Origin of the sequence: Parabacteroides acidifaciens, from assembly GCF_003363715.1 — a bacterium.
Lineage (GTDB): Bacteria > Bacteroidota > Bacteroidia > Bacteroidales > Tannerellaceae > Parabacteroides > Parabacteroides acidifaciens.
Genome location: NZ_QREV01000018.1, coordinates 51,139 through 77,413 on the forward strand (window position 1 = coordinate 51,139; position 26,275 = coordinate 77,413).

The 26,275-nt window shown below is 47.4% G+C and carries 18 protein-coding genes; 9 read left to right on the forward strand and 9 right to left on the reverse strand.

Annotated elements, in window-relative coordinates; genetic code table 11:
• Positions 1 to 7: 7 nt before the first annotated feature.
• The gene (locus tag DWU89_RS09605; protein ID WP_115499429.1) at positions 8 to 3,109 is read right to left on the reverse strand and encodes a SusC/RagA family TonB-linked outer membrane protein; all 3,102 of its coding nucleotides are present in this window, start codon (positions 3,107 to 3,109) and stop codon (positions 8 to 10) included.
• A gap of 126 nt (positions 3,110 to 3,235) precedes the next feature.
• Entirely contained in the window at positions 3,236 to 4,522 is a 1,287-nt protein-coding gene (locus DWU89_RS09610; RefSeq protein ID WP_115499430.1) for a DcaP family trimeric outer membrane transporter, read from the reverse strand.
• 127 nt (positions 4,523 to 4,649) lie between these two features.
• Here DWU89_RS09610 and DWU89_RS09615 point away from each other — a divergent pair, with 127 nt between their 5' ends.
• The 8 genes from DWU89_RS09615 (at position 4,650) to thrC (ending at position 15,685) form a co-directional block, all read left to right on the forward strand.
• Positions 4,650 to 5,321 carry a peptidylprolyl isomerase gene (locus DWU89_RS09615; RefSeq protein WP_115499431.1) on the forward strand — a complete coding sequence of 224 codons (672 nt, stop codon included), beginning with the start codon at positions 4,650 to 4,652 and terminating at the stop codon, positions 5,319 to 5,321.
• 10 nt (positions 5,322 to 5,331) lie between these two features.
• The gene (locus tag DWU89_RS09620) at positions 5,332 to 6,093 is read left to right on the forward strand and encodes a peptidylprolyl isomerase (RefSeq protein ID WP_115499432.1); all 762 of its coding nucleotides are present in this window, start codon (positions 5,332 to 5,334) and stop codon (positions 6,091 to 6,093) included.
• Positions 6,090 to 7,424, forward strand: a complete 1,335-nt coding sequence (locus DWU89_RS09625; RefSeq protein ID WP_115499433.1) for an MATE family efflux transporter — start codon at positions 6,090 to 6,092, stop codon at positions 7,422 to 7,424. The genes DWU89_RS09620 and DWU89_RS09625 overlap by 4 nt, the downstream gene beginning before the upstream one ends.
• Positions 7,425 to 7,427: 3 nt before the next feature.
• A complete protein-coding gene (locus tag DWU89_RS09630; protein ID WP_115499434.1) occupies positions 7,428 to 9,428 on the forward strand; it encodes a fructose-1,6-bisphosphatase in 2,001 nt (666 codons plus the stop codon).
• Between the two features lie 12 nt (positions 9,429 to 9,440).
• Entirely contained in the window at positions 9,441 to 10,376 is a 936-nt protein-coding gene (locus tag DWU89_RS09635; RefSeq protein WP_244205888.1) for a DMT family transporter, read from the forward strand.
• Between the two features lie 357 nt (positions 10,377 to 10,733).
• Positions 10,734 to 13,169: a bifunctional aspartate kinase/homoserine dehydrogenase I gene (gene thrA / locus DWU89_RS09645; protein WP_115499436.1), complete on the forward strand. Its 2,436-nt coding sequence runs from the start codon at positions 10,734 to 10,736 to the stop codon at positions 13,167 to 13,169.
• Positions 13,170 to 13,172: 3 nt separating this feature from the next.
• A complete protein-coding gene (locus DWU89_RS09650; RefSeq protein ID WP_115499437.1) occupies positions 13,173 to 14,375 on the forward strand; it encodes a cofactor-independent phosphoglycerate mutase in 1,203 nt (400 codons plus the stop codon).
• Positions 14,372 to 15,685, forward strand: coding sequence for a threonine synthase (gene thrC, locus DWU89_RS09655; protein WP_115499438.1), 1,314 nt, complete (start codon positions 14,372 to 14,374; stop codon positions 15,683 to 15,685). The genes DWU89_RS09650 and thrC overlap by 4 nt, the downstream gene beginning before the upstream one ends.
• A 97-nt stretch (positions 15,686 to 15,782) precedes the next feature.
• Here the strand turns inward: thrC and DWU89_RS09660 are convergent, their stop codons facing one another.
• Positions 15,783 to 16,220, reverse strand: coding sequence for a DUF695 domain-containing protein (locus DWU89_RS09660; protein WP_115499439.1), 438 nt, complete (start codon positions 16,218 to 16,220; stop codon positions 15,783 to 15,785).
• Between the two features lie 116 nt (positions 16,221 to 16,336).
• Between DWU89_RS09660 and DWU89_RS09665 the strand changes: the two genes are divergently transcribed.
• Positions 16,337 to 16,822, forward strand: coding sequence for a GNAT family N-acetyltransferase (locus tag DWU89_RS09665; RefSeq protein ID WP_115499440.1), 486 nt, complete (start codon positions 16,337 to 16,339; stop codon positions 16,820 to 16,822).
• On the opposite strand, the gene DWU89_RS09670 is transcribed toward DWU89_RS09665, so the two are convergent.
• From DWU89_RS09670 to DWU89_RS09695, 6 genes are all read right to left on the reverse strand, one after another.
• Positions 16,808 to 18,061 (reverse strand): ATP-binding protein, encoded by a 1,254-nt coding sequence (locus tag DWU89_RS09670; protein WP_115499441.1) that lies wholly within the window; start codon positions 18,059 to 18,061, stop codon positions 16,808 to 16,810. The genes DWU89_RS09665 and DWU89_RS09670 overlap by 15 nt on opposite strands.
• Positions 18,062 to 18,168: 107 nt before the next feature.
• Positions 18,169 to 19,119, reverse strand: coding sequence for a transporter (locus tag DWU89_RS09675; RefSeq protein ID WP_115499442.1), 951 nt, complete (start codon positions 19,117 to 19,119; stop codon positions 18,169 to 18,171).
• An 86-nt stretch (positions 19,120 to 19,205) separates the two neighbouring features.
• Positions 19,206 to 21,908 (reverse strand): sensor histidine kinase, encoded by a 2,703-nt coding sequence (locus DWU89_RS09680; RefSeq protein WP_115499443.1) that lies wholly within the window; start codon positions 21,906 to 21,908, stop codon positions 19,206 to 19,208.
• A 193-nt stretch (positions 21,909 to 22,101) separates the two neighbouring features.
• A complete protein-coding gene (gene gcvT, locus DWU89_RS09685) occupies positions 22,102 to 23,187 on the reverse strand; it encodes a glycine cleavage system aminomethyltransferase GcvT (protein WP_115499444.1) in 1,086 nt (361 codons plus the stop codon).
• A 16-nt stretch (positions 23,188 to 23,203) separates the two neighbouring features.
• Positions 23,204 to 24,424: a peptidase T gene (gene pepT / locus DWU89_RS09690; RefSeq protein WP_115499445.1), complete on the reverse strand. Its 1,221-nt coding sequence runs from the start codon at positions 24,422 to 24,424 to the stop codon at positions 23,204 to 23,206.
• A gap of 59 nt (positions 24,425 to 24,483) precedes the next feature.
• Positions 24,484 to 25,890 (reverse strand): amidophosphoribosyltransferase, encoded by a 1,407-nt coding sequence (locus tag DWU89_RS09695; protein ID WP_115499446.1) that lies wholly within the window; start codon positions 25,888 to 25,890, stop codon positions 24,484 to 24,486.
• Positions 25,891 to 26,275 lie beyond the last annotated feature (385 nt).

Here is a 26,275-nt window from a genome sequence, read left to right on the forward strand (position 1 = left end):
TCAATCGTTAGAATTCACATTTGATATTAAATCCGAAGCTGCGGGTGGTCGGCAGTCCATAGACCTCGATACCCTGGTTGTCGTTTCCGGTGGAAAGGATTAAATCGGGATCGAAGGGCGCATCCTTATATATAAAGAAGAGATTACGCGCGACAAACGAGAGATGTACCTGGCTGAAGGCACGGCTTGCAGCCATCCATTTCTCCGGCAAGCGGTAACCGAGGGAGAGCTCGCGCAAACGGATATTGGTAGCGTTATACATATAATATTCCGTCACACCGGCACGCCCGGCTACGACATTCTTATAAAAGCCTTCGACATTCTCGATCTTATGCCCTTCGAGCATCACGTAACCGGCATCACGGGCGGCTGCCGTCTCTTTCGTCACACCGAAGAGGTCCATATCCGCCTGTGTCTGCGAGAGGATATCGCCTCCGATACGGCTGTCGATCAGGAAAGAGAGGGTAATGTCACGATAGCTGACCGTATTGCTCCAACTGAGGTTGAGTTTCGGATTGCAGTTGCCGACTTTGATGAGGTTGCCTTCGCCCTCGACTTGCGGCAGGCCCTTCTTCTCCCCTTCCGTCTCGTAGAGGATTTGTCCGTCCGCATCCCGGCGGAAGGCTTTACCGTAGATATCGCCGAAAGCACCTCCCTCTTTCAGCTTCATAGCATAGCTGGATGAGAAGCCGCTGGGACCGTAGACAAAGACCGGCAGTTCTTCGTGCAGTTTCATCACCCGGTTCTTGTTGGCTGAAAGGTTCAGTTCGCTCTTCCAGGTAATATCTTGCCACATAACGGGTACGCCTCCGAGAGTAACTTCCCACCCCCTGTTACGGATATCTCCGGCATTGACATAGCGATAGGCATACTTGTCGCCGGAACGGGCGGGGAGCTTGAAGAACTGGTTGCGTGTATTGGTCTGGTACCAAGTCGCACTCAAATTCAGGCGGTTGTCGAAGAGACGCCATTCGGTACCCAACTCGACAGAGGTCGTCATCTCCGGCTTCATATCTTCAAAAGGGGCGGCGTCGGCATATTCGATCTCGCCTCCCGCACCGACATGCGACACGGGATTGGTGACATAAAGCGGTATATCGTTACCGACCTTGCTCCACACGGCACGTAGCTTGGAAAAGGAAACCCATTCAGGTAGCGGCAGTGTCTTGTCCATGATCCAGGCCGCCCCAATCGAGGGATAAAAGAAGCCGGAACCTTCGTGCGGCGTATAGGCCAATGTGCTCGCCCAGTCGTTGCGGGCGGTCAGGTCGAGGATCAAGGTTTCCTTATAACCAACCTGCGCAGTGGCGAAGAGTGACTGCATCTGACGGCGGGCGTCGATCTGCTGGTTGATGTAAGCCGAGCCGTTCATATTGATGTTAGCTATATTGAAGACGTTCGCATACTTAAGCGAGGCAGTCTTGGAATCGTAGCGAAGGGAGTTAACCGTCTTGTCGTTGATACTGGCGCCGATGGCTCCCTGGAGGGAAAAGTCACTGAATTTCTTCTCGAACAGGGCCATTACGTCACCATAGAACATCGTCTCTTGGTAGTCCATCTCAATATAACGCCCGTTCACTCCGGCAAGAGCGGGGGCGGTAGAAGCATAAAACTTCTGGCGGATCTTGTCCGAGACATTATCGGCACTTCCACGGGCTTGCAGGCGGAACCAGTCCGTCACCTTCAGTTCAGCGGTCAGCGAAGCCATCGTCCGGTTACGAAGGTCCTTGCTCTGGATGCGGTTGACGACCCAATAGGGATTCTGCTCGAAGTCTTCTGTTCCCGAATGCCAGTTCTGGACGTACAAATTACGCGTCTCGTCCCACACTTCGAAATGGTCGCGATACTCGGAGATGTCTTTGCCCCGCGGAAAACGGTAAAGGCCGACCAGCGCGTTCATATAGAAGCCGCCACTCGGGTTGCGGTCGTTGATAATCTGACGGAAGAGGTTGACGTTCGCATCCAGCTTCAAGCGGTCGCCGAATAGTTTGGCAGTCTCCCGGAAATTTATATTGTGTTTCCTCAACCGGTTATTCTCCATGATACCCTTACTGGTCGTATTGGCATAAGAGAAATAAGTTTGATAGCGTTCGTTACCGGTGCTGACGGAGAAGGCAGTCATGGAGTTGAGACCGGTGCGGAAGAAATCGCCGGCATTATCATAAGCCGGCATAGCCTGTTTCGCGCCCCAGCTCTCCACGCCATTGCTCTCACCATACGTGTTCTGGAATTCGGGTAGACAAAAGGCCTTGTCAAAAACGAGGCTGGTGGAGAAAGTGATCTTCCTGACGTCTGTCCGGCCTTTCTTTGTGGTAATGAGGATAACACCATTCGCCGCCTGGCTCCCATATAAAGCGGCGGCAGGAGAGCCTTTCAGAATACTGATACTTTCCACGTCTTCCGGATTGAGGTTGGAAATACCGTCTCCCCCGTCGCGGTTGCCGGCATCAGCCGTACCGCCGATAGCGGTAAAGGCTTGCTCATTGGAAGTGTTCAAGACCGGTACGCCGTCTATCACATACAACGGTTGGTTGTTTCCGGCTACGGAACGGACACCGCGCATCAGCACTTTGGCTGAACTGCCCAGACCGGAAGAGGTCTTGTTCACCTGCATACCGGCAACCTTGCCTGCCAGCGAAGTAATCATGTTCGGGGCTTTCACACGCGTCAGTTCCTCACCGTCCACCTGTTTGACAGAATAGGTCAAGGCGGATTCTTTCCGCTTGAGACCCAAAGCAGTCACGACAACTCCTTCAAGCTGAAGGGCATCTTCCGACATCTTGATATACAGGTATTGTTGCCCCCGGACAAAGATTGCCTGGGACTCATATCCGATAAAAGAAATTGTTATTATCGAATTGTCCGTAACAAAGAACGTGAAGTCTCCGTTTACATCAGCGATAACACCGTTAGTGGTACCGTTTTCCACGATATTGGCGCCCGATAACGGTTTCCCGCTTTCATCCACAACTTTCCCGGAGACCTTGACCTTAGACACCTGAGCTTGTGAAATATGTAGCTCCTTACCAATCGCTTCATTACCCCCATAAGCATATACTGATCCACACAACAGAAACAACAGGAAAATACTCCCTGACAAATATCTCATTTCGCCTATCCTTTCGTTAAACCTAACGGCAAAGATATATAAAAAAAGTCATAGTTACGACTTAGTAAAATCATAACTATGACTGGACAGGCTTACAGCAATAAAGCTGATATACAGATAGAAAGCTTAGAAACTATACTGTACGGCGAGATTCATACGATTGGCGTGGCGTTTGTCGCTGTTGAAGTCGGTTCGCCAGCCGCGAAGATATTCAGCCCCCACCTGTAAATCGGAAGTAATATTCCAAAAAAGTGTTGCATTCAGATATTGTCCGTAACGGTACTGGCCGGACGGGGTGGCGGGGTAACCGTCATGGCTGTACAGGCGGGATTGCCCGTAGGTGCTGGTAAGAAACACCTTCGGACAGATGTTGTATTGCAGCCCGGCAAACCAGCCCATCATCGGAAGGACCTGCATCCGGCCTTCCTTCTCCGGGTTCGGAACGACATCGACATCCAACATACTCATATCGTTCAAGAACTGCCCGATACCTTTCCCATAAACACCCTGGCCATACACTTGGAGGCATTTCGTTACGTTGACCGTGGCAGATGCCAATACTCCCCAGCCGGTTTCGGACTCCGCTTTGTGGGCGGTCAGGTTGTCGTATGTCATGCTGCGGATAATACCTGCTGCGCGGATGTGGCTCTTGGGGTTCCAGCTATATTGCAGGTAGACGGGGAAGTTGGGCATCCGCTGTTTGGTGATGCTGACATGGTCGTTCGTCAAGCCGTCCACAACCGGCATTTCCACACCGATACCGGCTTTCAGCCCCTTGGCAAGCGCATGTTCATAGCGAATCTGGGTAGCATGATAGATAGACAGCCCGTTCGGACCAGCAAAGTCGATCGTTGCAGGCACATTGCCCAAGTCCATGAACGAACCGTAATCGTAACCGACCGTGAAACCGCGAGCCGACATATAAGCATTCCGAAGCTCGAAGGTCTTGCCGCCTCCCCCACGGAAGTTACCGGCTGTGTAAACGACAAAGTCACCCAGCAGGTCTGTATGCCCGACCAGCTTCAGGAAAATCGTACTGGTCGTTGCGTCCATCTGAAACTGGTTCCGTACGTAAGACTGCCCTTTACCCGGGATCAGGGCCGGATAGAAATCTATATTATCGGAAATACCGCCAAAGTCATATTCGGCTGCCAATTTCACATATCCGCCGATACCGAGTGCAAACTTGCCTTTCCGGTCTGTCAGCAAGAAGCGGGGGGCTTTCGGTTCGTGGAAGCGGGGGCTCTGTGTTTCATTCATGATCCGGATAATCTCGTCGCCCGCCTTGTCAATGGAGACAAACATGACGGTGTTTGGCTCATTATCCTCAACCACAACTTTCTGGGCCTGGGAATGGGCAGAAACCAGTCCCATTCCGAGCAGTAGAACTGCGCTTTTCAACAATGTTTTCATAAATGTGCTTTTTGTTTAGATGAATTTCAGATTTGAACAGATACCAGCGTAAAAGGTTGTGTTAAATGATTGCTTTAACGAGTAAATATCACTATTTTTGTTGCCGTAATAAAAAAATAAGAAGAAGATGAAGAAGCTGTTTGCTATGTGTTTAGTCGCCTTTTCGGCTCTCATATCCGTTCATTTGCAAGCGCAAGAGGTTGAAACGCTGGTTCAGATCGATACCGACATGGGAAAGATTAAAGTAAAACTCTTTAATGACACACCCCAGCATCGTGATAATTTTATCAAAAACGTGAAGGAACACCGCTACGACGGACTGTTGTTTCACCGTGTCATCAAACAATTTATGATACAGGCCGGCGACATTAATTCAAAAGACGCCCCGATGGAACAACATTTAGGAGACGGCGACCTGGATTATACCATTCCGGCAGAGATTGTCTTCCCAAAGTATTTCCATAAACGCGGTATGCTGTGCGCAGCCCGTACCGGTGACGACGAAAATCCCGAACGCGCCTCATCGGCAACCCAGTTCTATATCGTGACCGGTAAGTTCTTCACGGAAATGGAACTGGATAAAATGGAGCACGAACAAGGCATCACCTTCACCCCCGAACAACGGCAAGCCTATATGCTGGAAGGCGGCACGCCGCATCTGGACGGGAAATATACAGTTTTCGGCGAAGTCATAAAAGGGATGAAAGCGGTAGACAAGATACAGTTCATCGAAACGAATGGAGAAGACCGCCCTGTCAAGAACATCAAAATCAAATCAATGACGATTGTCAATAAATAAACAACAAAACATGGAAACAACAGAAACATTGGTGGTCATGGACACCACATTAGGAGAAATAAAAATCAAATTATATAACGACACGCCGCAACATCGCGACAACTTTATCAAGCTGGCAAAAGCCGGACAGTACGACGGGCTGCTGTTTCACCGTGTCATCAAGGATTTCATGGTGCAGGGTGGCGACGTCACTTCCAAAGACGCCCCGATGAACAAGCAGTTGGGTGCCGGCGACCTGGGATATACCGTACCTGCCGAATTTATCTATCCGAAGTATTTCCACAAAAAGGGAGCGATCTGTGCTGCCCGTACCGGAGACGAAGTAAACCCGGAGAAAGCGTCGTCCGCCTCCCAGTTCTATATCGTGACAGGCAAGAAATATTCGGAAGCCGAACTCGGCCAAATGGAAAAACAGTTGGAAGGACGACTGAAACAGGCAATCTTCAACCGCCTGCAAACAGAACATAAGCCCCAAATCATGGAGTTGTACCGCAGCGGCAATAAGGAAGAGTTAGCAATCCTGCGTGACACCCTGATCGGAAAGACCGAACTGGAAGCCGAAAAGCGGAAAGACGAAACCAAAATGCCGGCGGAACTGTGCGAAACATACAAGACGATTGGCGGTGTCCCCTTCCTCGACAACCAATATACGGTGTACGGCGAAGTGGTAGAAGGACTGGACGTGGTAGACGCAATCCAGCAAGTAAAGACAAATAAACAGGACCGCCCGACAGAAAATGTAGTAATCAAGTCGGTAAAGGTTTTGGAATGATACAGCTTTCGATCTATAAAGAACATTATAAAGAAACAATACGCCTGGGTGTCCCGATTATGTTGGGACAGTTAGGCATTATTATTGTCGGTTTCGCCGATAACATCATGGTCGGGCATCACAGTACGCCCGAACTGGCGGCCGCCTCTTTCGTCAACAACTTCTTCAATCTTGTTTTCATTGCCGGGATGGGATTCTCCTACGGGCTCACGCCTATTATCGGTGGGTTCTTCGCCCGGAAGGAATATGCCAAAGCCGGCGAAACGCTGAAAAACAGTCTTTTTATCAACTTCATTGTCGGTGTGTTGCTCTGCCTCTGTATGCTGGCGCTGCTGCTGAACATCGAGATACTGAAGCAACCGGAAGAATTGATGCCTTATATCGTGCCCTACTATATACTGCAACTCTTCTCGGTGATATTCGCAATGCTCTTCAACTCGTTCAAGCAGTTCAGCGACGGGACGACCGATACCCTCACCCCCATGTGGATCATGCTGAGTACGAACGTCCTGAACATTATCGGCAATTACCTGCTGATATACGGAAAATTCGGTTGCCCGGAATTAGGGCTTACCGGCGCCGGCATCTCGACCCTGACCAGCCGTATTCTGACATTCGTAATCTTTTGCATCCTGTTTGCGAAACATACGCGCTACAAAGCCTATCTGGAAGGATTCAAAAAGGGGACGGTCAACAAGCTGAACTTAGGCAATCTGATCCGCCTCGGCCTGCCGGTGGGATTCCAGATGGGAGTCGAAACCGGTTCTTTCAGCCTGAGTGTGATCATGATGGGCTGGTTAGGCAGCACAGCTCTTGCCGCCCACCAGGTGGTAGGCGTAATCACAACGCTCGGCTTCATGATCTACTACGGGATTGCGGCGGCGGTCACCATACGGGTAAGTGCCTATAGGGGATGGAACGACTGGCCGAACGTACGGCACGCCTCTTTTGCCGGCCTGCACCTGATTATGGCGACGGCACTTATAGTCGTGCTCCTGATCTTGGCCTTCCGCAACACGATGGGTTACATCATCACGCCCGAAAAGGAGGTAGTCGAGATGGTGGCATTGCTCGCCTGGTCGGTTATCCTATATCAGTTCGGGGACGGATTACAGATACTTTTCGCCAATGCTCTCCGAGGTATCGCAGACGTAAAATACATGGCCTACATGGCTTTTGTCTGTCATTTTGGATTAGCGCTGCCAATTGGTTATCTTTGTGGCTTCACATTAGGTTGGGGAGCTATCGGAGTATGGTGCGGTTTTCCGGTCAGCCTGACAACACTTGGGATATTGCTATGGAGACGCTTTAATAAATTGACAATAAAATAGCTTATGACTAAAGATATAACAACAGAACACGTTTTCTGTGACTTGCGCTACCTGACACTGTTAGCACGCAGTTTTCCGACAGTAGCCGACGCCAGTACGGAGATTATCAACCTGGAAGCTATCTTGAACCTGCCGAAAGGAACGGAGCATTTCCTGTCCGACCTGCATGGGGAGCACCAGGCTTTCAACCATGTGCTCAAGAATGCCTCCGGCGCGATCAAGCGGAAGGTAAACGAGATATTCAGCAATACGCTGCGCGACTTCGAGAAAAAAGAACTTTGCACGCTGATCTACTATCCGGAACAGAAGTTGGAGCTGGTCCGGCAGCACGAAAAGGATATGGACGACTGGTGCCTGATCACCCTGAACCAGCTGGTGCGCGTATGCCGGAACGTCTCTTCCAAATACACCCGTTCGAAAGTGCGCAAAGCGTTGCCGAAAGAATTTTCCTATATTATCCAGGAGTTGTTGCACGAATCATCCGACGAGCCGAACAAATCGGCCTATGTGGACCAGATCATCAATACGATCATCTCCACCGGACGCGCCAACGACTTCATCATCGCCATGTGTAACCTGATCCAACGCCTGACAATCGACTTGTTGCACATCATCGGAGACATCTACGACCGCGGACCGGGAGCGCACATCATCATGGATACTCTCTGCAACTACCATAACTTCGACATCCAATGGGGCAACCACGACATTCTCTGGATGGGCGCCGCCGCCGGTAATGCCGGAAGTATTGCCAATGTCATCCGTATGTGTATGCGCTACGGTAACCTGGCAACCCTGGAAGATGGTTATGGTATCAATCTCCTGCCACTTGCCACTTTTGCGATGGAGGTATATGGCGATGATCCCTGCGAACTGTTCATTCCCCGCACCAATGCTTCGGATACCACCTTTGACGAAAAGACTACCCAACTGATCGCCCGTATGCACAAAGCGATCACGATCATACAATTCAAGTTAGAAGGCGAAATCATCCGCCGCCGTCCGGAATTCCTGATGGACGACCGCTTACTGCTTCACCACATCGACTTGAAACGCGGAACGATCCGCATCGAAGGAAAGGAATATGAACTGCGAGATAAAAACTGGCCGACCCTCAATGCCAAAGACCCGTATGCCCTCTCCATTGAAGAAGAAGAGTTGATGCGCCGTATCAAACACTCGTTCGAATGCAGCGAAAAACTGAAGAAGCATATGCGTTGCCTGTTCACGCACGGCAGCATGTATCAGGTCTGCAACTCGAACCTGCTGTTTCATGCTTCCGTCCCGATGAATCCGGACGGGACACTCAAAGCGGTCCGTATCGAAGGAACGGAATATAAGGGGAAAGCCCTGCTGGACAAAGTAGACCAGTTGGTACGTACCGCCTACTTCGATGCAGACGGCAGTCCGGAAAAGGATTTCGCAATGGATTACATCTGGTATCTGTGGGAAGGGAAAGACTCTCCCCTTTTCGACAAAAGCCGGATGGCGACGTTCGAACGCTGTTTCATCGACGACAAATCGGTACAGAAAGAGGAAAAAGGGGCCTACTACACCCTGCGGGAAGAAGAAGCGGTCTGCGACATGCTGCTGGACGAGTTCGGCGTGACAGGCCAACACCGGCATATCATCAACGGGCACGTCCCGGTCCGTTCCATCAAAGGTGAAAACCCGATCAAGGCTAACGGTAAACTGCTCGTGATCGACGGCGGCTTCTCTAAGGCTTATCATCCGGAGACGGGTATTGCCGGATATACGCTGGTCTACCATTCACGCGGTTTCCAGCTTGTACAACACGAACCGTTCATGTCGACCGACCAGGCAATCAAGGAGGGAAAAGATATCCTGTCGACAACGATAGTGGTAGAACTCAACTCACATCGCCAAATGGTAAAAGATACCGACAAGGGCGCCGACCTGCAAAAACAGATCCACGACCTTGAGAAACTTCTATACGCTTTCCGTAACGGCTTTATTAAAGAGAAAGAACGTAATAACGAATAAAAAACACCAGTCATGGACCGCGAGAAACTGAAGGGACATATCCTGATATTGATCACCAATATCCTGTTTGCCGTCAATATGCCGATATCCAAATATCTGCTGCCGACGCATGTTCCACCCGAAGGGCTTACTATTATGCGCATGGCTTTTGCCTGCGTGATGTTCTGGGTCGTTTCCCTGTTTGTCCATAAAGAGAAAGTTCCGCTGAAGGACCTGGGAATGCTCTTTGTCTGTGCCCTCTGCGGTGTCGGCATCAATCAAGGGTTATTCATCGTGGGACTAAACCGTTCTTCTCCTGTCGATGCTTCTATTATTGCGACTGCCGTGCCGATTTTTGTCTTGTTGTTAGCGGCAGTCATCTTGAAGGAGCCTATCACGCGGAAAAAATCATTCGGAGTATTCATGGGTGTAAGCGGAGGCTTGCTGCTTGTCTTTAGCTCCACACAGTCGGCCGACAGTGTCAGCAGCCTGGACGGAGATGTCATGATGATTATCAGCGGACTGATGTATGCCATTTATCTGGTATTATCCAAGCCGCTCTCACTCCGTTATTCATCAGTCACGATGATGAAATGGATGTTCCTGTTCACAACCTTGGCGTTAGTGCCGTTCACCTTCCGGCACGTACTGGACGCACCAGCTTTTCACCGGGAGGTATGGGATTTCATCGAACTGAGTGCAATCTTTTATGTCCTTTTCGGAGCGACTTTCCTCCCCTACCTGCTTATCCCGATGTCACTGAAGCGAATACGCCCGACAACCGTCAGCATGTATAATTACGTACAACCGATCGTCGCCTCACTGATTGCTGTCATGATCGGACAAGACACATTTTCCTGGCAAAAGTTTCTCTCTGCAATCCTGGTCTTTACAGGCGTTTACCTCGTGACGCAGAGTAAGAGCCGGGCGGATTTGGAGAAAGAAAAGCACAACAAGTCTGTTTTATAAGGACTGCGTTGTTCTTTTTGGCGCAATATTGAACTTTTATCTGTCAATTTTCAACTTTCTAACAAAAATATGCTTGCATTTGAAAAATAATGCGTAATATTGCCGACGTAAAAATAAACACAAGAGAAATCGCAAATGACATTAACAGGTTTTACATATCATACCTGGGCACTGACAATGACCCCTTGGGGGGTTTAGCATATACAAATAAACAAGTGCGGAGACCACGTCCCGCTTTGTTGCAATTCTCACATTGCATTCATTTCTTTTTTCAAATCAATAAATTATTAGTAAACAACTGGTATTCGCAAGCCGGCATAGCCACTTGCCAACTGCCAACTAAATAAATACATATCGATGAAAGTATTGAAATTCGGCGGAACATCCGTAGGTTCCGTGAATAGCATCCTGAGTGTAAAGAAAATAGTGGAGGCTATTGAAGAGCCCGTAATCGTCGTCGTATCCGCCCTTGGAGGCATTACAGACAAACTGCTGAACACAGCCTCGATGGCAACAAACGGCGATGTCGGATACGAAAGAGAGTTTTCTGAAATTATCACTCGCCACCTGGATGTTATAGAAGGAGTTATCCCAGATAAAGACAGACGGATCGAAGTCCAGAAACAGGTAATGGCCTTGCTGGACGAACTGGGGAATATTTACAAAGGTGTGTACCTTATTAACGATCTGTCTGCCAAGACATCCGACACGATTGTCAGCTATGGCGAACGTATCTCATCCCTGATCGTATCGAATGTGATAAACGAAGCAAAACTGTTCGATTCACGCAAGTTTATCAAGACAGTCAAACAGTTCAACAAACATATCGTAGATTTTGAGCTGACAAACAAACTGATCAAAGAAACATTCAATCCGCTTCCCAAAGTATCGTTAGTTCCCGGCTTCATTTCAACCAGCGCAGAAGGGGAAGTGACAAACCTGGGACGTGGAGGGTCCGATTATACCGCTTCCATTCTGGCTACCGCATTAGATGCCCGCAGGCTTGAAATATGGACGGATGTCGACGGTTTCATGACTGCCGACCCGCGTGTGATCAGCTCAGCCTACGTAATCGACCGGTTAACCTTCACCGAAGCGATGGAGCTTTGTAACTTCGGTGCGAAAGTGATTTATCCTCCGACGATCTACCCGGTTTACCATAAAAATATTCCGATCCGTATTTTGAACACATTCAATCCGACGGCTCGCGGAACTTATATTTCCAAAGAGAAAATAAAAGATGAAGGCAAAGCCCTGATCAAAGGTATCTCTTCTATCAACGACACCTGCCTGATCACAGTACAGGGTTTGGGTATGGTAGGCGTAATCGGCGTAAACTACCGCATATTCAAGACTTTGGCAAAGAATGGCATAAGCGTGTTTATGGTATCGCAGGCCAGTTCGGAAAACAATACGACATTCGCTGTCCGCAACGCGGATGCAGACTTGGCAGTCAAGGTGCTGGACGAAGAGTTCGCCCTCGAACGTGCGCAGGGTGACATGAGCGACACCGTAGCCGAAAAAGACCTGGCAACAGTTGCCATCGTCGGTGAGAACATGAAACGGACACCGGGTATTGCCGGGAAGCTGTTCGGTACGCTCGGAAGAGCCGGTATCAGTGTGATCGCCTGTGCGCAAGGTGCTTCAGAAACAAACATCTCGTTCGTTATCAAGCTGAAATACCTGCGGAAAGCGTTGAACTCCATTCACGACTCCTTTTTTCTGTCAGAATACAAGGTATTGAACCTGTTCATCGCAGGTGTCGGAACTGTAGGCGGCAACCTGTTGGAACAAATCCGTATCCAGCAGCTCAAACTTATGCAGAACGGTTTAAAGCTGAATGTAGTCGGAATAGCCAACAGCAAACGCGCTCTTTTCTCCCGCGAAGGACTGAACCTGGAGACTTGCATAGAGGAACTGAAAAAGAACGGTGAAGCAAGCTCACCGGAACATCTGAAAGACGAAATTCTGAAAATGAATATCTTTAATTCGGTTTTCGTAGACTGTACGGCAAACCAGGCAGTATCCGATCTCTATGAAGAGTTGCTGAATAATAACGTATCCGTTGTTGCAGCGAATAAGATCGCAGCATCTTCTTCCTACAACAATTATTCCAACCTGAAAGAAATCGCCCGCCATCGCGGTGTCAAGTTCCTGTTCGAAACGAATGTCGGTGCAGGATTGCCGATTATCAATACGATGAATGACCTGATCAACAGCGGCGACCATATCCTGAAACTGGAATCAGTCCTTTCCGGTACGCTCAACTACATATTCAACACGCTGAGCGCCGATATTCCTTTCAGTAAGGCGATCATGATGGCTAAGGAAGAAGGATATTCCGAACCGGACCCGCGTATCGACCTGAGTGGAAAAGACGTAATCCGTAAACTGGTTATCCTGACACGTGAAGCCGGCTACAAGGTTGAAGAGGAAGACGTACAGCGTCATCTTTTCATCCCCGACAAATATTTTGAAGGTACGCTCGATGATTTCTGGCGGAATATACAGGAACTGGATACCGAATTTGAAGCAAAACGCCAGCAATTAGAGACAGAAGGCAAACGCTTCCGTTTTGTAGCCAAAATGGAAAACGGAGCCTGTGAAGTCGGCTTGCAGGAGGTAGATGCGCACCACCCGTTCTATGAACTGGAAGGCAGCAACAACATCATCATGATCTCCACCGAACGGTATCACGAATATCCCATGATCATCAAAGGATATGGGGCAGGTGCCGACGTAACGGCAGCAGGCGTATTCGCCGACATTATTTCGATCGCAAACATTCGATAAAAGATGAAAAGTATAATCATTCTGGGAGACGGGATGGCCGACGAGCCGATAGAGGCTTTAGGCGGCAAGACGCCAATGCAATATGCAGACACTCCTTATATGGACAGGCTGGCTGAAATGGGCGTGACCGGACGCTTGAAAACCGTTGCCGACGGCTTTCATCCGGGAAGCGAAGTGGCAAACATGGCAGTTTTGGGCTACGACCTTCCGACCGTATATGAAGGCCGCGGCGTATTGGAAGCCGCCAGTATCGGATATGAGCTGAAACCGGGGGAAATGGCGATGCGCTGTAACCTGATCTGCGTGGAAGGCGATATCCTGAAAAACCATTCATCCGGACATATCACAACCGGTGAGGCGGACGAACTGATCCGCTTCCTGAACGAGAAATTAGGCTCCGACTGTGTACATTTCTACACGGGTGTGTCTTACCGCCATCTGTTAGTGATCAAAGGAGGTGACAAACACTTGGATTGCACGCCTCCTCACGATGTGCCCCTCCACCCTTTCCGTCCCCTGATGGTTAAGCCGGAAGTGCCGGAAGCACAGGAAACGGCCGATCTGCTGAACGAGTTGATTCTGAAATCGCAAGAGATATTGAAGGATCATCCCGTCAACCGGAAACGTGTTGCCGCCGGGAAAGATCCGGCAAACAGCATTTGGCCCTGGTCGCCCGGATATCGCCCGGCCATGAAGACCATGCAGGAAATGTATGGCTTCAAGCAAGGCTCCGTGATCTCTGCCGTCGACCTGATCCGCGGTATCGGCGTATATGCCGGACTGAAAGTGATCGACGTGGAAGGCGCTACCGGACTGTACGACACCAACTACGAAGGGAAAGCGCACGCCGCTCTCGAAGCCCTGAAAACAAACGACTTCGTCTATCTCCATGTGGAGGCCAGCGACGAAGCCGGACACGAAGGCGACGTGGATCTGAAAATAAAAACGATCGAGAACCTGGACAAGCGGGCGATCGGCATTATTTTCGAAGAATTGCAGAAATGGGACGAGCCGGTTGCAATAGCCGTACTTCCGGACCACCCGACTCCCTGCGCCATCCGTACCCATACAAACACCCCGGTTCCTTTCCTTATCTACAAACCGGGACAGGCACCTGACGCTGTCACCCGTTTCGACGAATGTTCCGTCCTGAAGGGTAAATATGGTATTTTAGAGAAAGACGAATTTATAAAAGAGTTATTATGAAATATTACAGCACAAATAAACAAACTCCCTTTGCCTCATTGGAAGAAGCCGTTGTAAAAGGGCTCGCCGGTGATAAAGGGCTATATATGCCTGAACGTATTGTCAAATTAGATGAGGATACGATCGGCAATATGAAGAACCAATCTTTCCACGAAATAGCCTGCACTGTGGCACAGGCATTCTTTGGTGAAGACATCGATGCCGGTACCTTGAATGAGATCGTAAAAGACACGCTGTCGTTCGAGACTCCGGTGGTACACGTCGACGATAACATCTACAGCCTCGAGCTGTTCCACGGTCCGACACTGGCCTTTAAGGATGTCGGCGGCCGTTTCATGGCACGTCTGCTGGGATATTTCATCAAAAAAGAAGGGCTGAAGCAAGTTAACGTATTGGTTGCCACTTCGGGAGACACAGGCAGTGCCGTTGCCAACGGATTTTTAGGTGTGCCGGGCATCCATGTGTATGTGCTCTATCCCAAAGGAAAAGTAAGCCCGATCCAGGAATGCCAGTTCACGACATTAGGACAGAACATTACTGCATTGGAAATAGACGGCACGTTCGACGATTGCCAGGCATTGGTCAAGTCGGCCTTTATGGACGACGAGCTGAACCGCCACATGAAACTGACATCGGCCAACTCGATCAACGTTGCCCGTTTCCTTCCGCAATCATTCTACTATTTCAATGCATACGCGCAATTAGACAAGATCGGTAAAGCGGATGAATTGGTCGTTTCTGTTCCCAGCGGGAACTTCGGAAATATCACAGCCGGGTTGTTCGCCAACCGGATGGGATTGCCCATAAAGCGCTTTATTGCCGCCAACAACCGCAATGATGTATTCCTCGAATATCTGAAAACAGGCACTTACACCCCGCGTCCTTCCGTTGCAACGATAGCCAACGCAATGGATGTAGGCGATCCGAGCAATTTTGCCCGTATCCTGGATCTGTTTGGCAAGAATGGCAACCCGCATCAGGAAATCAGCCGACTGATAAGCGGCTATCGTTTCACAGATGAAGAAATCGCCGTTACCATGAAGCAGGTCTACACAAAAACCGGTTATTTGCTCGATCCGCATGGTGCATGTGGTTATCAGGCGTTAATTGAAAACAAGCTCGCCCCCGGTGAAACAGGCGTATTCCTGGAAACGGCCCACCCGGCGAAGTTCAAAGGGACGGTAGACAGTATCCTGGAAGCGGATATTGAAATACCGGCAAAGCTAAAAGCCTTTATGCAAGGGACAAAACAAAGTATCGAGCTGAAAAAGGATTTCGAGGGTTTCAAGTCTTACCTGATGAAACAATAATAGTAAAGAGGATGCATCAAAGTCCCATTTATAGCGTCTGTGTCTTGGCGGACTTGCCCCGCCATCTCATACTAAATTGATGCATCCTCTTTATTTTTCATTCAATGGCCCAGTCTTTCATCTCATACATATCCGTGTATTCTTCCCATTCGGGATCAACCTCCGTATAAATAGAGATCGGCAACTCTTCAAACGGAGCCAATGCTTCGTTCAGCCGTTCACCGAAAACACGGACGGTACGGGTGTAATAGACCCATATCTTCTCTCCTCCTCCGGTATATACACCCGTCAGGATTGAAAGCTTATCCTTTTCCATTGCCTTGCGCAAGGCTTCCTGTATCTCTTCCATCTTTTCAGCTAATGCTTCGGAAGGCATTCCCTTGTCGTCACCTTCATATTTCCAGGTGATTTCCACCCGTTCCTTGAACTTGCCCGACTGCACAAATTCGGTTAGTTCGTCACGGCCGGAAACAGTGACCAACTGTCCGGATTCATTCTCTGAAAGAGCGGTAAACCATTCGTTACTTAGTTTCATATCAATATCAATTATTCTACAAAAATAGATATTATTTATGAGATCAGGCGTCTATACAAAGCAGTTATCTTTTATCTTTGTCCTCAAAATAGAAAATATAATAATTCTTTTAGACAATGATCAGACCGGTAAAACTCCAGGATGCAAAAACGATTACGGATATCTACAATGAATATGTCTTGCATAGTGTAGCAACCTTCGACACGGAACCCTTACAGGAAGAAACGATGCGTTCACGGATAGCTGAAATCTCCGCCCATTTCCCCTATTTTGTTTACGAAGTGGATAACAAAGTAGTCGGATACTGCTACGCCCATCCCTGGAAAGAGCGCGCCGCCTACAGATATACGCTGGAAACAACCGTTTACCTGTCACCGGAAAGTACAGGAAAAGGCATCGGGAAGCAATTGATGGTAAAGCTGATCGACGAATGCCGCCAAAAAGGATTTCACGCCCTGATCGCCTGCATCACGGAAGGGAATGAAGCCAGCAACATATTACATGAAAAACTTGGATTCAAACAAGTCTCCCGCTTCGAAAAAGTAGGACTGAAATTCGACCGTTGGCTGGATGTCGTGGACTATGAGTTAGTGCTTCTCTAACAGCCATTTCCATACAGGTAATACATGGATACAACGCCCATCATCGATTGTTACTTCTTCGTATTCCTCCAAGGTTATTATATATCCTTCTTTCAGCTTATAAGCATCCATAGCAGAAAGGGCACCTTTCATTTCACGTTCCCGCGTACGCGGGTCATTCAGAGAAACAGTAACCTGGAAAGATTGGACTATTTGATTTCCTTCACGAACTATAAAATCACATTCTTGTGTATCTGCATGATAATAAATTTCTTTTCCTTGCCGCAAAAGCTCCACGCATACAATATTTTCCAAAAGGCTTCCTAAATTATCTGTGGCGTTGAAACCTATTTTATTGATAATTGCATTGTCTATAAAGTAAATCTTCTTAGGGCTTTTCATCTGAGCACCTACAGAATAATCAAATTTACCAAGTTGATAAACCAAATAAGTATCCTCAATAAATCCGAGATAAGATTTAATTGTATCTGAAGTCTTTATTCCAACAACTTTTGCAACAGAATTATAAGTGTACCGATGAGTAGCATTGCTGGCTAAATAATACATCATTTCTTTAAGTTGCTTCTCATTATTAATCCGGTTGCGTACTACCACATCTTTATATAAAATATCATTATATAACGAAGACAAATAATTAGTACTTCCCCAACGTATATATTGGGGAAAGCCGCCTATCTTCAAATATTTACGCATCTGACTGGATAATCGGGCTTTGCCTTCTGTCGTATAAAAGTATTCATGCTTGAATTCAAACTGTTCCAATTTCAGAAATTCAAGAAAAGAAAAAGGATAAAGTTCCACAGTCACATGACGTCCGGTCAAAAAAGTAGCCAGTTCCCGACTTAGAAGGTTCGCGTTACTACCCGTAACAAACACTTTACATCCTTGCCCATAAAGCCTGCTAATAAAGCGTTCCCACCCTTGTATATTTTGTATTTCATCCAAATAATAAGTCTTCTGCAAACCAAAATCTTCCATAAAGACCTCATTCAGCATTTGGAAGTCTTCTACAGTAAAACTAATAAGCCGTTCATCATCAAAATTGAGATAGTAGTCTTTTTCTTCCCGCCTTTTTTGTATCTGATGTAACAGGACAGATTTACCACAGCGCCGCACTCCTGTTATGACGACCACTTCCGGACATTCGAGCAAAGTAGGATCGATATATCGTTCAATACCTAAGTCTACATTCTGGGCTTTCTGCTCATAAATGACTTGCCTTAACAGTTCCTTATTCATGATGATGTTCTTTTATTGAGGCAAATATAACAAAAAGTTCCGAATGGCATTCGGAACTTTGCCTGCAATATTCCGATTTCTAATCGGAATATTTGTAATCTATATCCTTATTTCATCTCTTTCTTCCGTTTCTTCCACAGTTGGTAGCTATTGAAAATATTTTGCCACAGGACGTATGAGCCGGGACCGACCGATGAAAGCGGATCCAGATAGGTGTAAGACATCCAGATGGCAAGCACGGTGTTCTTCTGTCCGAGCGCCTGCCCGGCGCTGATGCGATCGAAATAACGGGTTCCGATCCGTTTCCCTAAATAGAACTGAATGACGCAGGTTATAAATCCGGCCAATGCAATCAACACCTCAACACCCACTGCAGCATCGCTATTGGCAAGCGATTTTACAGTCTGGGCTGTTACAATAGTAAGGGCAACAGCCCAAAGATAGAAAGCCATATCACGGAAGCCCAACAAGAAATGATGTACCTTCGGAAGATAATAACGAAACAGCATCGCCAGGATAAACGGGAAAAGCAGCAACGGGAACACTTTGCTCAATATTTTCAGGAATGCCGTCAGGAAAGTAATATTAGCATGAGGCTCCACCAAAGGGAACATCAGCGGAACAACGATTGCCGCCAGGATATTGGACAACAGCGTATAAGTAGTCAAACTGGATGCACTCCCTCCCAATTTACCGGTAATAACAGCAGCTGCCGTCGCCGTCGGGCAAATCAGGCAAACCATCGCCCCCTCAAACACCTCCTTATAGGAACCTTCCATCCGGACGAATATCAGCAAAGCGGCTATTGCAGAGGCAGAAACAAGCTGGAACAGCAGCAACCATCCGTGCCAGGGAGAAGGCAACAACTCGTGCGGCTGCACCTTGCAGAAAGTCAGCAACAGCTGTGCAAAGATCAGGAAAGGGGTCAAATAGGCAACTAAAGAATTCATAAACGGTTTTGTCGGCTCCAGAAAAGTGAAGTTGGCAAACATAAAATAACCTAACACACCGGCCAACATTGCAATAGGCAACGTCCAGTTTTTCAGAAAATTCAACATAATACCTATTCTTTATATTTTCGGGACAAAGATATATATAATATTAAACCCGAAGAACTCTTTTTTTCTACAAATCGCCAAATAAGCTATTCCCGTACCGTAGCGGGTTTATAAGGGAAAGTAAACCCGAACGTCGTCCCCTTTCCTACTTCCGACTCCACCCATATTTCACCGCCAAGATATTCAATGATCATCCGGCAAATAGAAAGCCCCAAGCCGGTGCCCTGGGCAAAAGCATTCAGTTTGACAAAACGTTCGAATACGCTGTTCTGTTTCTCAGGCGGAATACCACAACCGGTATCCGCCACATAAACACGCAGCATCTCCCCGTCTTGTATCGAGAAGCCAAAGCGTATGCTGCCTTCTTCCGTAAACTTGATAGCGTTGGTTATAAGATTTATAAGAACTTGCATAAACCGGCTTTTGGCTATCGAAACGAAACAATCCTCCTGCTTCCGTTCGAATATCAGCTTGACATGATTCGTTATACGGCTCTGCATGGATACTTCCAATTCATGCAGCATGGTGTTTATATCGACATCCGAATAGATGAAATCCAATGTCCCCGCCTCTATCTTCGACAAATCCAGGATATCATTGATAAGCTGCAACAGCAAGACATTATTGTTTTCGATGATATGAACATATTCTTCTTTCTCCTCCGCATCGTCCGTCATGGCAAGAATATTGGAGAAACCGACAATTGCATTCAAAGGCGTACGGATCTCGTGGCTCATATTGGCCAGGAAAGCAGACTTCAGCCTATTGGACTCCTCGGCCTTATTCTTGGCGTTCAGCAGTTCCTCTTCCACTTTCTTCCGGTCTGTAATGTCGATTACGGAACCAATCAGTGATGTCGGTTTTCCGTCTTCATCCCTTTTCTCAACAGTCGCATATGTTTCTACCCATACCAGTTCGTCTTCCCCCTCCGGAAGAATACGGTACTCCTCCTTTATCTTATCGACATGGCCAAGTAGCAAAGCCTCGCAAGCCTCTTCTATCTTACCCCTGTCGCCCTCGTAAATCTTTGCAAAATATTCAGAGGCCGGTGCTATCAGTTTACTTTCATCAAACAACCCGGAAAAACCGGTGTTCCCGGAAGGGTTCATTTCACAAAGGATGGTCTGCTGGACCAAATCCCATTTCCAGGGAACAATGTTTGCCACATCCAACGACATGGAGAGCTTTTTGTTCAGAGAACGTAATACCTGTTGCGCTTTAACCACTTCCGTTACATCCGACATGAACAGGTCGACACAACACGGCGTACTGGACGGGATGATCAGGACATTCAGATAATGCTCGGCCGGCTCATAGTAATATTGGACACTGAGTTGCTTGTTTTGTGCCAATATAAGCGAACATGCCTGCATATATTGCACCAAACGGGAATGGGACAGCTCCGAACCTTTCTTATTCAGGAAATGAGTTTTTCTATCGAATAACTTTTCAAATTCAGGATTGACATCGACTATCAAATAATCAACGGGATTGCCTCCCTCATATAATATCTGCTGCTTCATATAGGAAATAGGCATACAGTTGATCAGCTGCCTGTAATTCCTCATAAACGCAATTTCCCTGGTGTGGAATATCCGCAGCTTGTTCAATGATTTAATCCGCAGGCACAAGAATAAGATAAAGACGAAAAGGACTCCACTGCCTGCATAAACATGGTTATGATATTGCTGCCAAAATGATGGAGGTTTCATATAAAAGATAGCATCGGAAGGCAGATCAGAAAGCGGAATATTCTTTTGCATCAAAACCTGGTAGTTCAACACCGAACGCGGCTGACCGGGAGTAATAACGGCATGCAGCTTTTTCCCCTTCAATATATCACTGACAATTCCGGTAAGCGTAGTAGAGATATTGGATTCCGGATAAAAAAATCCCCCGACCATTCCGTTTTCCACTATTCCCATGTCGTTCAGGGTGAAGATAGGAGCGTCCGTATAAGAACTCAGCATCCGGTAAGTATCGGAACTGAGGATATCCCGATTCCCCTGCTGATTTAAAAGAATCCATGAATAATACAAAACACAAGTCCGTTTATCCACACGGCTCAATAGAGAGATAAGTTCATCCGTACTCGTATCTCCGGCTGTTATCAGTTGCAGTTCAATATCCGGGAAATCATTCTCCATTACATCTTGGATAAAGCGCTTATTCTGTGCACTGATATAACGCTTATCCGCCAGAAAGATAAGCCGTTTCATATCGGGTTTCAAATTCTTTATCAGATTGACCGTTTCGGATATATATTCCGGGACATACAGTATAGTCAGGTTATGGAAGGTTTCGACCATCTCTGAAAGGTTGATTTGCAGTTCTTCCGGACAAGCCTCCTTAGACAAGTAATATTCATAGGGAGCAATAAAATCCTTCTCCGCACAAACTAAAAGCGGAATATCTTTACCCCAACGGCGTTTCAACTCGTCCCGCAACAACATATAAGCGCTATTTCCCAGTAAAATCACTAAAGAAGGAGGCGTTCCCGTATATTTCCGGGATAAATAAGTTGAGAAATTCTCGACATCAGCATCCGTCTTTATCAGCATCAGGTCCATATTTTCCGTATAGGCAGTCCAACTTTCATCATCTGTTGTCATTTGCTCATAGACCGGCGCCGTAAAAATACGGCTCCAAGGATTAGATTCCGTATAAGAGTTTATGATTAGCACATAACTGTTTTCGCCCCCATCCGGAGAAGCATAGGATGGCAAGGTGGTTATTATCAGAAAAACCACCAATAAAAAAAGGCCCTTTAAATGATACCAGCGTTTCATATTTGTACTATTTTAGCCTATACTCCAAAACCTGTTGAAAATCAAAGATACTCTTTTAAAAATGTCCAAAGGTAAGAAAAAAAGATATAGCAAAAGAAAATGACCACAGAATTAATTATCCATATTATGATAATCAATCTATGGTCATTCTATAACCAATGTCATGCCCACCCGATTGTGGACTATTGAATACTTATTTTCTGAACGGAGGTCTTACCACCTGTGCTTTCAGGTTGCGGTTGCGGACCTTGATGAAGATTTCCGTTCCGGCTTTTGCATATTCGGGTTTCACATAGCCCATACCGATACCTTTCTTCAATGCGGGAGACATCGTGCCGGATGTTACCACACCGATCACATTATCTTCTGCGTCGACGATTTCATATTCATGACGGGGAATACCTTTGTCAACCAGTTCGAACGCACACAGTTTGCGTGTCACGCCTTCCTTCTTCTGGCGTTCCAACTCGGCACGGTTCGTAAAGTTCTTTCCTTCTGCAAACTTAGTGATCCAACCCAGGCCGGCTTCAATCGGAGAAGTCGTGTCGTCCAGGTCATTGCCATACAGGCAGAAGCCCATCTCCAGACGCAACGTATCACGCGCGCCCAAACCGATCGGTTTGATGCCTTCCGGTTTTCCGGCTTCAAAGATTGCATTCCAGATCGTCATTGCATCATCCGGATAGAAATACAGTTCGAAACCACCGGCTCCGGTATAACCCGTATTGGAGATAATCACATTCTTGCAACCGGCAAACTCACCTGTTACGAATGAATAATAAGGGATGGAAGACAGATCGACCGGAGTCAGGCGTTGCAGTACTTCAACGGCTTTCGGTCCCTGGATAGCCAACTGCGCCGTCCGATCAGAAGAATTTTCCAATTCGGCTCCAACCGTATTATGGCTTACACACCAATCCCAGTCTTTCGCGATATTACCGGCATTGACTACCAACAGATATTTCTCCGGCTCATAGTGATACACTAACAGGTCGTCCACGATACCGCCTTTATCATTCGGGAAACAAGTATATTGAGCCTTGCCAATCGGCAGGACAGAAGCGTCGTTCGACGTGATACTCTGGATGAAAGCCAATGCGTTCGGGCCTTTTACCCAGAACTCGCCCATATGTGAAACATCGAACACACCTACGCCGTTCACAACGGTCATGTGTTCATCAATAATACCGGTATATTCAATCGGCATGTTGAAACCGGCAAACTCATGCATTTTGGCACCTTGTGCAATGTGCACATCGGTAAAGGGAGTTGTTTTCATGTTATTATAAATTTATTTAAGATTTTTGAGCCAGCAGCTCAGCTATTTTGATAATTGTTTCCATACTTTTTTCCAGCGACTTGACCGGAAGAAATTCATAACGGCCGTGGAAATTCAATCCTCCGGCAAAAAGGTTCGGACAAGGCAGGCCCATAAAGGAAAGGCGTGCACCGTCCGTTCCGCCGCGAATCGGTTTGACCAGAGGCGTCACCCCGGCAGCCGTCATCGCGTCGAATGCCAGGTCTATGATATATTTCTTCGGCTCAACGACTTCACGCATATTGTAATACTGGTCGCGCAACTCCAAGGTCGTACTGCCCGGATGCATTTCGTTCATCCGTTTCACCAGCTCTTGCAGCAATTCTTTCTTCTGTTCGAAGGCTGTCCGCACATGATCGCGGATAATGTAAGAGAGGGAAGCCTCTTCAACCGTCCCGCCCATAGCTGTCAGATGGAAGAAACCGTCATAGCCGTCCGTATGTTCCGGACGCTGTGCGGCCGGTAGCCAGGAAGCAAATTCCACAGCCAGCAGGGAAGCGTTGAGCATCTTGTCTTTTGCATAACCCGGATGCACGTTCAACCCTTTGAAAAGGACTTTCGCACCGGCAGCGTTGAAGTTCTCATATTCCAGCTCTCCGATCTGTCCGCCGTCAATCGTATAGGCCCATTCGCAACCGAATTTCTCCACATCGAAATGGTCAGCACCGGCACCGATCTCTTCATCCGGCGTAAAACCGATACGGATCTTGCCGTGTTCGATCTCCGGATGATCCTTCAGATATTTCATAGCCGAGATAATAGCGGCCACACCGCCTTTATCATCAGCCCCCAACAGCGTCTTGCCGTTCGTCACAATGATATCCTGTTCCTTATAATCATTCAGTTCGGGAAACATCAACGGAGAAAGCACGATGTTCTCTTCCGCACACAACACGATATCGCCACCCTTATAAGTCACGATACGGGGTTGCACGTCTTTTCCCGACATATCGGGACTTGTATCCAGATGGGCAATGAAACCGATCGTCGGAATCGCCTTCGCCGTATTGGCAGGCAAAGTTGCCATCAGGTAACTCTTGTCATCGAGGGTTATATCCTCCAACCCGATCTCTTTCAGTTCCTTAACCAGTGCTTCTGCAAACACGAGCTGTCCCGGCGTACTGGGTGTCGTCCCCGTCGTTTCGCTCGACTGCGTGTCGAACGTCACATACTTCAAAAATCTATCTGTTACAGTCATAAGCTTATTATTAATGTTACAAGCCCTAAAAGTAATCAAAGTGTCACGAACAACAAAATTTAGAAGCAACTACTTCCGTCAAAACAGTGTGTACAAACTTTACATTTCGGCAATCCGATTGCTTCCACCAATGTTTCCAGCGTGTTGAACTTTAATGAACTCAAACCGAAACGCTCGGCAATGATATCCACCATCCTCTGGTATTCGGGTGAACCGGTTGTCGCATATTTGTCCAGATTCTTATTTTCATCACCTTCCAGTTCCTGGATGATACGGCGGGAAATCAGTTCGAGGTCGCTCTTCGAAGAAGTGAACCCGATGAACGGACAACCGTAGATCAGCGGCGGACAAGCGATACGCATGTGTACTTCCTTTGCCCCGTAATCATAAAGGATCTTCACGTTATCGCGAAGCTGCGTGCCACGAACAATAGAGTCGTCGCAAAACAAAATCCGCTTGCCTTCCAGCATGGCACGGTTCGGGATCAGTTTCATCTTGGCAACCAGTGAACGCATCTCCTGATTGGCCGGAGTAAAACTGCGCGGCCAGGTCGGTGTATATTTTGTGATCGCACGGTGGTAAGGAGCGCCTTTTCCTTCGGCATATCCCAACGCCATACCGACGCCTGAATCCGGAATACCGCAAACGCAATCCACATCGTATTCATCTTTCTTCCCCATCTTATAACCGCTTTGGAAACGGACCTCCTCGACATTCTTGCCTTCATAGCAGGAAACCGGGAAACCATAATAAACCCAAAGGAACGAGCAAACCTGCATCTGTTCGTTAGGCTTACGCATCTGCTCGATGCTATCGGCACGCAAACGAAGGATTTCGCCCGGACCGACGAACCGCTCGATTTCATAATCCAGATTGGGCAAACTGCTCGATTCGCTGGTGGCGGCAAAAGCGCCTTCTTTCTTACCTATAATAATAGGAGTACGTCCCCATTTGTCCCGGGCAACAATGATTCCGTCTTCCGTCAGCAGCAACATGGAGCAGGAACCTTTGATCCGGTTATAGACATTCTCGATTCCTTCGACAAAATCTTTTCCCTGTGTAATCAGCAGGGCAACCAGTTCGGTCTGGTTTGTTTTGCCCGAACTCAACTCGGAAAAGTGCATGTTCGCCTTCAGCAAATCCTGTTCCAGTTCATCGATGTTGTTGATCTTCGCTACCGTCACGATCGCGAACTTTCCAAGATGTGAATTGATCACAATCGGCTGCGCATCCGTATCACTGATAATACCGATTCCTGCATTTCCTACAAACTTGGGAAGAGCAGGTTCAAACTTGGTACGAAAATAAGAACTTTCCAGATTGTGAATGGAACGGGTAAAGCCGGCTTCTTTATCGTATGTAGCCAGACCGCCTCGGCGAGTCCCCAGATGAGAATTGTAGTCGGTGCCATAGAATAAATCAACAGCGCAAGCCGACTTAGAAATAGTTCCGAAAAAACCACCCATTGTAAATAGTGTTTTTGATTTTTGAATTAGGTTGCAAAGGTACAAGATTATTTAGAAATTTCAGAAGTTACGCCCACACGTTTGCATTTTTTACAGGGGAAACTTCGCTTATTCCTTACTATCTTAACCACAAAATAGATGCAAACACAATAAAAGATCGAAACGAATAATTCCGCTTTTCTATATAAATACGCTCCCCCTAAATTTTCAACTTTCAACTCATAACTTTCAACTATTCCGGGGGGCTTATTGTATAAAACGCATTTTCAAGCCTCAAAAGAGAGCTAAAAGCAAATAAACGTTAACCCACTTTTCGACCGTCAAAAAGGGACTTTTTCCTCTTTTTTGAGCGTTTTCAACAATTACGACCGTCCTCTTTGCCATT